The sequence below is a fragment of the Pantoea sp. MT58 genome (assembly GCF_014495885.1).
Classification (GTDB): domain Bacteria; phylum Pseudomonadota; class Gammaproteobacteria; order Enterobacterales; family Enterobacteriaceae; genus Pantoea; species Pantoea eucalypti.
In genome coordinates this window covers 207,652-220,527 of the sequence record NZ_CP061084.1, presented here as the reverse complement: position 1 = coordinate 220,527, position 12,876 = coordinate 207,652, and the positions used below count along the sequence as shown (strand labels likewise).

At 47.1% G+C, this 12,876-nt stretch carries 11 protein-coding genes; 6 read left to right on the top strand and 5 right to left on the bottom strand.

Annotated features, from left to right (window positions below; genetic code table 11):
• Positions 1-217: 217 nt before the first annotated feature.
• A complete protein-coding gene (gene pagP, locus IAI47_RS19960; protein WP_008924637.1) occupies positions 218-787 on the top strand; it encodes a lipid IV(A) palmitoyltransferase PagP in 570 nt (189 codons plus the stop codon).
• 18 nt (positions 788-805) lie between these two features.
• On the opposite strand, the gene IAI47_RS19955 is transcribed toward pagP, so the two are convergent.
• Both IAI47_RS19955 and IAI47_RS19950 read right to left on the bottom strand, forming a co-directional pair.
• On the bottom strand, positions 806-1,888 hold the full coding sequence (locus IAI47_RS19955) for a site-specific integrase (RefSeq protein WP_181405302.1): 1,083 nt from the start codon (positions 1,886-1,888) through the stop codon (positions 806-808).
• 422 nt (positions 1,889-2,310) lie between these two features.
• Positions 2,311-3,420: an SDR family oxidoreductase gene (locus tag IAI47_RS19950; protein WP_003855059.1), complete on the bottom strand. Its 1,110-nt coding sequence runs from the start codon at positions 3,418-3,420 to the stop codon at positions 2,311-2,313.
• Between the two features lie 1,086 nt (positions 3,421-4,506).
• Here IAI47_RS19950 and IAI47_RS19945 point away from each other — a divergent pair.
• Positions 4,507-4,737 (top strand): hypothetical protein, encoded by a 231-nt coding sequence (locus IAI47_RS19945; protein ID WP_003855058.1) that lies wholly within the window; start codon positions 4,507-4,509, stop codon positions 4,735-4,737.
• Positions 4,738-4,919: 182 nt separating this feature from the next.
• On the opposite strand, the gene IAI47_RS19940 is transcribed toward IAI47_RS19945, so the two are convergent.
• On the bottom strand, positions 4,920-5,177 hold the full coding sequence (locus IAI47_RS19940) for a hypothetical protein (protein WP_369700109.1): 258 nt from the start codon (positions 5,175-5,177) through the stop codon (positions 4,920-4,922).
• Between the two features lie 803 nt (positions 5,178-5,980).
• Between IAI47_RS19940 and IAI47_RS19935 the strand changes: the two genes are divergently transcribed.
• From IAI47_RS19935 to IAI47_RS19920, 4 genes are all read left to right on the top strand, one after another.
• A complete protein-coding gene (locus IAI47_RS19935; RefSeq protein WP_008924635.1) occupies positions 5,981-6,607 on the top strand; it encodes a hypothetical protein in 627 nt (208 codons plus the stop codon).
• A 72-nt stretch (positions 6,608-6,679) separates the two neighbouring features.
• On the top strand, positions 6,680-7,213 hold the full coding sequence (locus IAI47_RS19930; protein WP_008924634.1) for a CS1 type fimbrial major subunit: 534 nt from the start codon (positions 6,680-6,682) through the stop codon (positions 7,211-7,213).
• Positions 7,214-7,281: 68 nt separating this feature from the next.
• Positions 7,282-9,702, top strand: a complete 2,421-nt coding sequence (locus tag IAI47_RS19925; RefSeq protein ID WP_033742854.1) for a TcfC E-set like domain-containing protein — start codon at positions 7,282-7,284, stop codon at positions 9,700-9,702.
• Positions 9,699-10,970 carry a hypothetical protein gene (locus tag IAI47_RS19920; protein ID WP_008924632.1) on the top strand — a complete coding sequence of 424 codons (1,272 nt, stop codon included), beginning with the start codon at positions 9,699-9,701 and terminating at the stop codon, positions 10,968-10,970. Before IAI47_RS19925 ends, IAI47_RS19920 begins: the two co-directional genes overlap by 4 nt.
• Positions 10,971-11,422: 452 nt before the next feature.
• Here IAI47_RS19920 and IAI47_RS19915 read toward each other — a convergent pair whose 3' ends face one another.
• Positions 11,423-12,115, bottom strand: coding sequence for an amino acid ABC transporter permease (locus IAI47_RS19915; protein WP_008924631.1), 693 nt, complete (start codon positions 12,113-12,115; stop codon positions 11,423-11,425).
• Positions 12,116-12,131: 16 nt separating this feature from the next.
• Positions 12,132-12,836, bottom strand: coding sequence for an amino acid ABC transporter permease (locus tag IAI47_RS19910; protein WP_003855049.1), 705 nt, complete (start codon positions 12,834-12,836; stop codon positions 12,132-12,134).
• Positions 12,837-12,876: the final 40 nt, after the last annotated feature.

Sequence of the window (12,876 nt, the reverse complement as noted above, 5' to 3'; positions counted from 1 at the left end):
GTTCTGACTGCTGGAGAGGATCGCCAGCAAGGAAGGGATTTTCACATCAGCGTAAAAGCGAATTTAACCTCGGTAAGCAAATGCTGCTTCATTTTAAATAATTATAAAATCCTGTAATGCCCGTTCATTGAGCTGAAGTTTCCCTTTCTCATGCAACAATCCCCGTCTTGATTCATTTTTTTCCTTATTTAACACCAGATATTGCAGGAATTCGTCAATGCGCAAAATTTTACCTCTTAAAGCGCTGATCATTACGTCCGTTTTCAGTGTATTTTCAGCCTCCGCCGCCACACTTATGCAGAATGTGAGTTCAGGCTGGGAAAATTTCAGCAATAACGTCGCCACCACCTGGCAGCAACCTGAGGGAATCGACTTTTACCTTCCCGCTATTACCTGGCACAACCGTGCAACCTACGATCGGGAACATATTAATAAATATAATGAAAGACCCTGGGGCGCAGGTGGAGGGATTTCCCGTTACGACGAAAAAGGCAACTGGAACGGCATCTATTTAATGGCGTTTAAGGACTCCTTTAATAAATGGGAACCCTTCAGTGGCTATGGCTGGGTGGCAACCTGGCGCCCGCTTGCTGATCAGAATTTTCACTGGGGCGCAGGTTACACTGTTGGCGTCACCGCACGACACAACTGGGACTATATTCCAGTGCCAGCCGTCCTGCCACTGGCCTCAATCGGCTATGGCGATCTCGATTTCCAGATGACCTATATTCCCGGTACGCATAACAACGGGAACGTCTATTTTGCCTGGCTGCGCTACCACTTCTGATTACCCTGAATGAAAGCGTTAGCGTGACATCGCCATGATAGAGAGATCGTTCAGGGAAAGCGTCTCGCCATCATAGCGATGTCGCAGCAGATAATAACTTTCGCAGTGAATAATCTGCTCAACTGCATCCGAGAAGGTGTTCATCGCGCTGCGCATCTGGCTCAGATAGTCATGAGTGTCATACACCCGGTCGATACCCTCCAGCGCATGATTCATGATTTTGCGGGCCACATCATTAGGCGTGTCGAGCGCGGAAAGTTTAGATCGTGCGGTCCGGCGCAAATCGCGCGGCGTAAAGGCTTCCAGCCCGAGTCCGCGTGGAGCGCGAATCATCCGGCGCAATGCCTGGTTCAGTGCGCCTTTTGACAGTGGCTGTTGCGGATCACGTGGCGCGGGCACCAGCCAGGGGGAATCGGGATCCGCATCGCGCAGCAATGCTTCGATGCATTGCTTCATCAGGGGTGAAATGGGTAACACATGTTCCCGCTGTGATTTATTGCGTGTGCCCTGCATCCACAATCCTAACTGCAGATCGAACTCTGTTTTTTGCGCCTGTACGATTTCATCAGGCCGTCGGGCACTGACAAGACACAAACGCAGCGCCCAGCGGACTTGTTCTGATAATGCCCAGTTGTCCAGCCCATGCCAGAAAACCCAGATTTCCGCATCAGTGAGTTGCCGACTGCGCGGCGGCGTTGAGCGACCTGCGACATCCCGTTTCTTCATTGAGGCAATGGGTGAATGATCGAGATAACCCTGCATCTCAGCCCAGGCAAGGAATTGTTTAGTCAGCGCAAAGACCCTTCGCGCCTCCTCTTTTTTACCGTCGGCAATCAGAATGTTGTAGAGCCGGTTGAGCCGTAAACGGTTCAGTGCTTTGAGGGGCAGCAACCCGATGTTGGGCAGAACATGTTTCAGCAGCGATGAGATCGCAATCTCGGGACGCCGCCGGCTACTTAGCAATGACAGTTTGACCCAGACTTTCATCACCTGCTCAACCGTGCCTTCATCGCCAAAATTATCCAGCTCACTAAGCGTGGCAGTTTTTACCTGCTCCAGCCAGACCAGTACATGACGGCCCACATACGCTGAACGGTCCATGGTCTGAGTCAGATTTGTTGTCACATCGCTACCTGTAGCTAACTTCAAAGCGGGCCATTCTAGTCACAATTTATCTGTGACTCCAGACCTAATAAGTCTGGAGTCACAATGACGCGTTTTGAGTAAAATTGAAGACGTTGATGGGGTGTTATTGCTGATGCAGAAAAGGGCTTTTTGACTGGATAAAAATGCGATAAAGAAGTGCTTCAGGAGTGAAACATCAACGTAATGATCTTGTGACTCACTTATGTTCCTCAATGCCATCCATGGCGTATAAATTCCAGTCTCAATCGGGCAGCAAGTGATACCAGCCCGGGATGAACGCTGTGCGTCATCAGCTGCCAGCCTGACAGGATAATGATTTACACAGCCCGCTCTTCACCAAAACAGCATGTGCTTTACTGGCAGGCTCACCGTATCCACTATTTGAAATCAACCTGCATCAACTCGGCGATGGTGGAGTCGCGGGTTGTTACTACGCAGCGATCCAGGTAATCGGTAAATCTTGAGGGTTTGTTCATACCCAGTTGCAGCAGTTTGGAATTATCGAATACCACATTCAGGTTTGAGAAATGACCATACAAATTCATGGCGCGCAGCATGATGCGTTCGTTGCAGGGCCCGAACAGATCCTTAAAGGTTCTTCTGCTGTCTGAGAGCTGTTTATAGGACACCTTCTGATAATCAACGCCGAGTGCCCTGCTCCCTGATGCTTTAGCCATCGCTTCGTCAATTTCAGCGAAGGTCACACTGCTCTGTGTGCCAGCAGAGATATGAATCACCTCATTAATGACGTCTTCTGCATCAAGCAGCATCACCAGGGCATCCGCGCAGTAATCAACCGGAACGACATCAATACGATCGTCCAGGTCGCAGGTGAATTTCCCTAATGCCAGCGCCATACGGAATACCCAGAAAATACTGGCTGACGGCAGACAACCCTGATCGGAATGGCCCACGACGATTGATGGCCGGGCAATGACCAGAGGCAGTTCCGGCAGCTTTTCGGTCATCATTTTTTCAATTGAGGCCTTACTCCAGGTGTACTCGACAACATGCTGATCGCGGCTGGAATCGAGTCCGCCTTCAGTCACCAGCGAGCCACGCTCCGGTGCACAAGACATCGCCGTACCCACGTGGATAAATTTCTCAAGTCCCGCGACACGGCTCATGCGTTCAGCGAACTGGAATGTGCCTTCAACATTCACTTTCCAGATAGTGGGATTGTTACCAAAAGAGGCAACGGCAGCACAGTTAATAACGTGGGTGACGTCATTAATCCGAGAGTCATTGATAAAGTTTTCCGTTAATGCCAGATCACCTAAAATGATATTTTCAGGTGTTATCGTGTGAATAACTGACTCACTTAAGCCAAAGTTTTTAAGGTTAGCTTTAAGCCTTTTTAGCCCTTCTTCAACCGTCTCGCCTCTGACCAGCAGCAGCAGCCTATCCTTGACCTTGTTCTGTAATAAATTTGCTACAACAGCCCCGCCTAAAAAACCTGTAGAACCAGTAATAAGGATTTTTTTCATGATAGTGCCATTTAATCTGATTGATCAAAGGAAGCATTACTAAACCGCTTCCCAAACAGGAAACAATTAAAAAATAAATTGTTCAGGTAAATCATTTCTGATGTATGCGCTGGTCAGTTCAGGTTTACTGCTGAGTCCGACGTCAATGCCTTCCAAACCTGTCACTTCGTAAACCCGACCAGTATAAGGCCAGTTTCTATCGCCAGGCTCAACAACACTGCAGATATTTTACGAAACACGTTCGTTGAAGATTTATTTATATTCTACACAGGAGTAATAACTGCTGACCTCCCCACTCTGCGGCTAAGCTGTCGCTTTAATTTGAACCATTTTCCTCAGTCGGGATCAAGCTATATTAGATTTATATTTTGTGAACTTTACAGGTTAGTTATAAATTAAGTTTATTAAGAATCCATTAGAACCGAATTATTTTTCAAAGATTGTCTGCAGGTTAAACAAAAACAATTTTAATTATTCATTAAGCAAGCCGTTTAAACAGCGTTTAATTATCATCGTTTTGTCTCTGCCAATCATAATAGTCTTTTTAAAACGCAGGCGCTCTGAGACGTTTCAGTGCCGCGTCAGACAGAAACGGTTTCCCGGCGAGGTTAACGCAAGAACGACACCCGCTCAAAGCATGACCAGTTCTCAACAGGATGCCATGGGTATTTTGTATGAATACGATCAATCCCTGACAACCCAGCCAGCCAAAGGCTCTCTTACTCGCATGAATGGCGTGAAAAGGGTCGAAACAGGCCGATGGGAAAGCGCGCGTCATTGCACGGTTTAAAAGTAACTGGCCAAAAGAGCAATCTCTGCGACAGCCGGTTATTCTTCTGGTTCACAGTGACTACATGCCCTCTCACTTTATAAAGGAAAAGAATTCCTGCACGAAATATTATCTGTAAACAGATGCAGATTACTATTCTGAATAAAAACTCGCCATTTTTTCGCCTCACTGGCTGAAAAGCGTAACCACAGGTAACTATCTTCGTGATATCTGTATCCTGACGAGAGAAAAGAGCCAAAGAGGAGCTAAGCTCTGATGAGTTCAACGTGCAACTATGACTACCAGGATATTGAGTAATGAAAAAATTATCAGTTATCGTTATTGCTACCGGCTTGTTTTTGTCAGTAAATTTACAGGCTAATGCTGAGGGATGTCTTAAAGGAGCCGCAGTCGGAGGCGTGGCAGGTCATGTTGCTCATCATGGTGTCGCCGGAGCTGCAGCAGGCTGCGCAGTCGGTCACCATATGGCAAAGAAAAAGCAGAAAGAAGCTGAGAAAAATCAGCAGGCACAGCAGGCTCAGAAATAAGCTGAACTTTGGTGTTGACCTAAACCCGCCAATGGCCGGATAACACTTTATCCGGCTATTGTTGATTTTTATTGTTAACTACCCAGAATAAATACAGGTGTAGCTGTGCATGAACAGCAGGAATTCGCAGTTTATGTTTTACGCTGGCTCAAAAAATTATCACCTACCCCTCCCGCAGTTATTTAAGCATCATGATTTTGACGCCATTCATCAACCATCTGTTTAGAGACTTCTTTTTTATAACAGGTCGGTGCATAACCACCCTGCTTGCTCCATGCGCTTCGTCCGCCACAGCTACTGCCATTTCGCGCAGCACTAAATGGGCATGCACATACACCTGAATATGAGACGATTGAATCCTCGATAATGCGCTGGCGAATGTGATCATCGTTTTGCTTTGATGTCTTCGCTTGAGACGCACCAACCCAAAATATTGTCAGGACGATAACCAGACTAAAAACGATTCTGTTGTTATTCACGATTTCCTCCAGAAGTGAGGACGATAATTTAACGCAGTCCAATTCATCTCAATCCTGTGAACAACAGACTATTGTGTGCCTAATCCTGGAAATGTAACCCTCCAGTTATTAAATGAATATCAGTACTATCATCTAAATTATATCTAAATATTAGAATAAAAACCTATATACTTCTTCTTTATACATATAGATTGTCGCAAACCTTCATCGATGTACAATTCTCAAACCCAGAGCACAGTGAGTTTGTCATCTCAGATAATGACATCACGTTTTATAGCGTTGCTTGCCTGAGGTTGGTTTTAGGATTCACGCTAAGCTTTATTCATTATGGGAGAAGGTCGTGGAACAAAAAAGAAAAGATAAAGTTATTGAGAAGTAATTTAAACAATGAATATGGCCAGCTGTAGTTGTTGATCGTACAACTCTATACGTAATGAACCTTAATTCTGGCTTGATATTTATAATTGCAATGCTGGATAGCAACCCCTTAATCATGGAATAAATTCAGGAATGCTGGCTTTTTCATTCTATCAGCCAGTACAGGCAAAACGGGTGAAACAGTATTGTGACATTTACTCATGGCCTTCGATCAGGGCTGAGTAATTCTATAAAGTTGGTTTTTTATGATAGTAAAATATACTAATCGGATAATTTCCTGCGTGAGTGCAGCCCTTGTTTTTTTGTTATTTTCGCCATCAACTTTCGCTACACCGGTTATTGGCATCGGCAGTATGTATGATGTCCTGACGCCAGGAATGCAAAGTATGACTAAAAGAATATATAACACAGGTGACTCCACCGCATTTGTTCGGGTTGAGATTCTTGAAATACATCCTGAGCGACAGGATAAAAATAATGAGTTACCACAAAAAGAGGTATCCGGAAAAACACTGGAACGTGAGAGACTTATTGTGACACCACAGCGCCTTATTATTCCCCCATCAGGATTTCAGAGTGTCCGTATGCTCTGGCCTGGTGAGCGTAACAGTGAGCGATATTTTCGCATCAGATTCATCCCTGTTATGCCAGAGAGCGACGATGGCTTTGGACTTGATAAGAAAGCAGTGAGTGAATACCGTAAAGAAAACCTGCAGGCAGGACTTAATGTCCTCACCGGGTACGGAACTATTCTAATCGTCCAACCGGAAAAGCCTTTATTTAATACCGTGATACACGATGCGGCGCCAGACTCTTTATCAGTGCGAAATAACGGCAACGCTACGGTGTCACTGGATGCAATACGCCAATGTAAATTTGCGAATACGGATTGTGGTTCCGTAACACGAGAATTCATTCTTCCTGGCCGAACACACGATGTGAAACGGAAGGCAGGATATAAAACGAATTTCACTCTTATTGAGGGAAGCAACAAACGGAATTTGAGTTATTAATTCCGTAAATATCTTCAGGCGAAAGTTTGCCTGTAATTAAAGACCACTTAAAACATTAGGATATTATTAAACATGAAACGCAACCTTTCTATTCTTAAAAAATCCTTTTCTACCGCACTAATTTCCTGTGCAATTTTAGGCGGCGCAGTTGCGCATGCAGCTGACAGCCAAAGCTATACCATCAATTTATCTGCAACTGTTCCTTCAGATACTTTTCAGGTGATCCCTGTTGATTCTGGCTGGATTAACCAGACACAGGATATGGCTTACGACATTTCTACCAGCAAACTTAAAGTCTTTGAGAAAGAGTTTCAGTATAAAAATACCAATGGTGGTATTCAGGCAACACTGACCGGAAACCTCAACTCTGATGGTAAACCGCAGCTATCTAATGGAACAGATGTTATTCCTCTGGCTGTGACATTTAATGGTGTAACCCTTAGCAAAACAGCTACAACTGTTGTTACCAATGAAGATGCCAAAGCCGGTGGTCGAACAATGTTAAAAATCTCTCAGGCTGATGAGAAGGCTCTTGATATGAGTGGTTCGTTCACTGGTTCAGTTGCAATGGTCTTTGAACCTGCTGTCGTTACGCCAGAGTCCTGATAAATATGAGTTAAATATTTCATTGAGCACACCAGATGAGGGCCGCCACAGGATTGTGGCGGTTTTTTATGAAAAAGACTCTTTTTGCACTTATTTTACTTCCGCTTATATCCCATGCTGATGATATGATGCTGGCCGCAAATATGCGGAAATTACCTGAAGATTTCCGCCGGTACTTCTACAACTCTGAGATTATTGTTCAGGTCTATCTGAATGACAGCCGGTTATTTGATGCGGCGGTTGCCTTAAAAGAAAATGGAAATATTCGTCTGCTGCGTATAATCGATGACGCTCAGGATACTGACCCGGAAATTCAGACGCTATGGCGTGATTTACTTGCAAAAGGCGTATCGATTGGTAAATGCGAGAAAAACTGTCCATCCGGCCTGATGGCGGTGCAGTACAAACTTGATAATTCTGTGCTGAAACTTTATACCCAGAATTATGAGACAGCCCGTGCCAGAAGCACATACATTTCCATGCCGGAAGAAACACCCGGTGGAATAATTATGTATAACGATGCATCGGTTACAACCTCGGAGGCATCACGAAGCTGGGGCATAAATTCATCGCTCACTTCATCTCTTGCTAACTGGAGCCAGAAAGCATCCTTTCAGTCATCCGGAACGAACGGTAAATATAACTATAGTAGTTCTAGTCTTTATGAACTCTACACGCAAAAAGAACTTCAGGGCAGTTTTATTCGCCTGGGCTTTTTTACTCCAGACAATGATACCGGTAATGTACAGACATCCGGATTCGGTTACGACACCGTAGTCGGTGCAATGTGGGGAACTTCAGATACACTCCTGGTCAGTACGGACAGTGTCAGCGCCTGGCCTGTTTATGTGACTGGACGTAATCGATCCATCGCAGAAGTCTGGCGTGATAATCGCCTGATTCATACCCAGGAATTACAGGCTGGTGTGCAGGCGCTGGACACCCGTCAGTTGCCTGGTGGCATTTACGATATAACCATTAAAATCATTGAAAATGGGCAAACCGTCGATACTCAGCAGGCGCAGATCTACAAACCTCAGGGATGGAGCGACCCAAACCGACGCTGGCGTATGAATCTCTGGAGTGGCCAGCACAGAACCCTGGCTTCTGGAAAGGGTCGCGTACGAGACGATAACCCTTATGCCGTTGGGGGTGGCATTGATGTGCTGGCACACCCCCGTGCTGTTCTGGGCATTAGCGGAGCGGCGACAGATAAGGAAAATCAGGTCAGAACACGGGCGAATATAACGCTATCCCCTGATGACACTCTTTTTGCCCAATACACGCTGGGAAACACAGAATATCAAACGAACCAAAATACCGACATTCGCTATTATCGCAATATCTCCGGTGGCAGTTCTGCCAGCATATTCTGGCGCTCAACAACGTCAGATATCTATGGGCACAGAACGTCATCACGCCAGCAGGGCGATACATGGGGAAGCACCCTTTCGCTCCGGCTTCCCTGGTCAACATCCGTCATTGTTAACGGGCAATATATGGATACTGTCTGGCGCCGCGGATTGGGTGCCGATATATCACTGACCACGCTGGCCTCTCTGTCCGGACATGACATAAATTATCGGGTCAGCGCATACGACCGCCCCGGCTTTAATGACAATCGTCGCGACCATGGTATTTCATTTGGTGTCAGCATCTCACTGGCACCGGCGGCACGGCACATCCTGTCAACTGAAACAGGCATGAACCAGAACCATGGGTATTCCAGTCTGAACTATCAGTGGCAGCCCGGAGAGGACAGTAGCATCCGCACTCTCGGAGGCGGCGTCTCATACAGTCAGCTAAATACCGTCATCAGCGGCAATGCCTCAGTTGATACGCCGTACGTTAGCGGAGATGGTTACGTTCAACATAATACTCAGGGTAATACCAACGTAGCGGGCGGTAATCTGAGCCAGGTTCTGGTTATTGGCGGAGGCAAAATGGCGTCTGTCAACGGAAGTAAAAGTCGTAGCATGGAGTCCGCCCTGATTGTCGACGTGGACTCAGATGATGACACGACGAATATCCTGGCTTCAGGCCGGATGGCTGAGACGCGGTTGAAAGTGGGTCGTAATATTGTACCGGCAGAGTTGTGGAAAAAAGATAACGTCCAGTTTACTGCCAGTGGCGGTGATGCTGTACAGGTCTCACCAGCCTTCGACAGTGTGCAGATGCAACGTGGCAGCGTGAAATACATAAAAGTAAAGGCAGTGAAGACCTTCACTCTCGTAGGGATGCTGCAGGACGAAAATGGCAATGTCCTGAGAAACCGCTATGTGAACACTGATGTAGCCAGTGGCGTGATAAACGCTGAGGGAGTACTGACACTGGACTCCGGAACAGAGAACAGAAAACTTAAGATCAGGGCCGAAGAAGGTTTACCCGCAATGCAGTGTGACCTCCCGACCGGAATCGACACAAATAAAAAAGTGCAATTCATCAGCGCAATAAAATGCCGGGCTATCGACACGGGAGACAAAAAATGAAGAGCGTAATATTACGGTTTTTGATGAGCACCCTGCTGCTTGCCGGCTGTGCATCGGCCAACGCCGCAACAATGGATATCTCAGCATCGTTTTCACCTTCAATGGATAATCCGGAAAATAATGCGTTCACGAATACCACACCGCAAAGTGGATATTGTGTCACAGTGCCAGAAAGCTGTGTCGACGGGACAAAAAGTCTGGTGACTGGACTGACACTTACCCCATCCAGAGGGCTGACACCACAGGATGACAAAAGAGAGAGTCTTTTTTTTAAATGGCCCTCGGCTACCCGGAAGATAATGGTTACAAATATAGAAACGGGAAACACGCAGGAGGTGAATTTCAGGGTATCGTCGTTTAGTGGTCGTTATACTGCCAATAGTGACTCAGGAGTATACAATTGGGGTCGGGGAGACGCTGCTTTCAGTCGATATCCTGATGGCGGTTGCAGTAGTTTACATCCAGGTTGGGCCGGTAATCTTACGCTGGCATGGTTATGGAGCGTCCCAGAAGGAAATTCCGGGTGTTATAAAATAAGCAGTGTTGAACGCCCGGTTGGCGATAGTAAATTCATAAATAAAGTCGATGAGCTAAGTTTTGGATATGACCTCAAAGCCCCAGATCCATTGAAAATGGAATCCGGAATTTATACTGGAAGGCTAGCCCTACGTGTCGGACCTGGAGGCGATATCGATTTCGGTGACAACTTTCAGGCATCAGACAACGAACTCGATATCAATTTTACACTGACCGTGAATCATGAACTCAAACTGACAACGACACCCGAAAACCGGGCAGTGTCCCTGCAGCCCTGTGCGCCCGGCCGCATCTGTAGTGAAGAGGAAGGTTCTGCAAACTGGGAGCGCTGGATGGTGAACCGTATCACTCCTGAACTGACCGGAAAAAGTAACTTTAATCTTTCAAGCTCTGGCGAATTTACGGTTTATCTCCAATGCGAGCAGCAGAGCGGTTCAGACTGCGCCCTTAAAAGCGACAACACGCCTTCGCAGACCGTGCCCGTCCGGACCCTTCTGACCCTGCCGGAGAATATTATTGATCGTTCAACAGGCTCAACCGTGTCAAAACGGCGACTGACCGCAGGGAAAGATTTAACAAAAAACGTATTCACAACAAAAAGCTTTGGTGAGAACAGAGCTGGAAGCATCGAATTTCTGGTAGGGCAAAAAGACGTTGATACCATGCTAAAAACCCGCCCGGATACGTATCGTGGTGCTGTAACAGTCATCTTTGATCCGGATATTTATTAAAATCAATCTGGCAATGCCGCTGTTTTTATCATGTTGATGGATTAAAAGGCGCTGAAACAGAACGTTTCCGTTGCGGGCAATCAGTTCGCAACGGGAATAATCACGACATCAACGTTTTATCATGACTCTTCACCACAACGATAAAAATGCAGTTAGTAATTCACTTATGTATAGCGCAGTAACTGGCTGATACGCATTCAGAGTGAATGCAGTTCATCCTGTACGGGTTATTCAGTCATCAACAATGGGGCCTGCCCTGCTCCAGGGTTTAAGGGCATGCCTGTATAGGCCAGGTGTCTGTTTTCGGTTCATGGTCTGACTAAACGACATAAAAAATCCGGAAACGAAATGCTTCCGGATTTTTATACAGTTGCTGGATTGTTTAATCGCCAATTATCAAAACGGCATCAACCCGTTTAGTGACTTGCCGGTCAGGTAAAGCACGATACTGATTAAATCCGCACGCGCAGCGCTGCCTCAATCCTGTCAGCAATTCGGGTGACTAAGTAGGCAATTACCATGTAGAACACCACCGCAATCAGGAAAGCTTCGAGATAATAGAAGTTCAGTGCTGCCGTCAATTGTGCCTGAGCAAAGATATCGACTACTTCGATGGCAAATGCCAGCGACAGCGCTTTCATGATCACCATAAAAGCATTTGCCAGATCGGGAATCGCCGCGACGATAATCTGCGGGAACATCACCCGGCGAAACAGCTGTCCGCCGCTGTAACCGAGTGACAGGGCGGCATCCGACTGGCCGTTGTCAAACGAGTTCAGTGCCCCTTTCCACACTTCAGCCTGGAATGCTGCGACGCAGGCGCTTAACGCCACGATTATGATCACCCAGTTCGGCAGCGAGTGTGCATTGACTTCCACGCCCAGTAACGTGGCAACAAAGTGCAGCGCCGGAGGCAAGCCGTAATAGGCGAGGAAAATGACCACTACCATCGGCACACCTTTGAAGGCGATTTTGTAGATAATCACCAGCTGGCGCAGCACCGGCATGCGGCGATGCTCAATAAAGGCAAACAGCCCGCCCAGTAGTGTCGAACAGATAAAAACTGTAACAGCCATCAACAGCGTCACTGGCACCGCATCAAGAATGCTCCAGAAGTCCGGCAGCAAAACCTCAGCATCAAACATGGTTTTTCTTCCTCACTCAAACGCTGGTGGTGAACTTCACGCGCGCAGCAGACTTCGAGCTGTATTTCGCATGACGTTGTTCAAAGAAGCGGATAACCAGCCATGCGACGCCGCACAGCAGCGAATAAAGTACGGCCAGCACGAGATAGGTGCCGAACTGATACTGGTTGTAATCGCGTTCCATAATCAGGTGCGCGGTCGCCATCACATCTGCTGCACCGATGTACATCACCAGTGCCACGTTGTGAATCAGATAGATGATTGCATTACCGTAACCCGGCAGCGCAAAGTGCACCGCCTGCGGGCCAACGACACGCAGCATTTTCTGGCGGAAACTGTAACCAAGGCTGTCGGTGGCATCGTGCTGACCACGTTCAACCGCGAGGTAAGCCGGGCGCATCACTTCCGATAAATAACCGCCGTGATACAGGCTCAGACCAATCATTGCCGCCACGTTGGCCGTGAAGAAGTCGTTAAAGCCAAAGTTATCGGTGATCAGTGGCATGCCGTAGAAAGCCACAAACAGCTGCAATACAACGGGCACGCTGCGGGCATAAGAAACGTAGAGATCGGCCAGCTGGCTGAGCACGGGAATACGGCGCACGCGGAAAAAGGTCGCGATCAGCGCCAGAAAAAACCCGACAATCATCGCCACAAACATGATGCCGAGCGTTAAAGGCAGTGCCGACAGCAGTTCTGGAATCATGGAGGAAAGATTCACGGTTAAACACTCCTGCTAATAAGGACAGCATGCGCCCGGC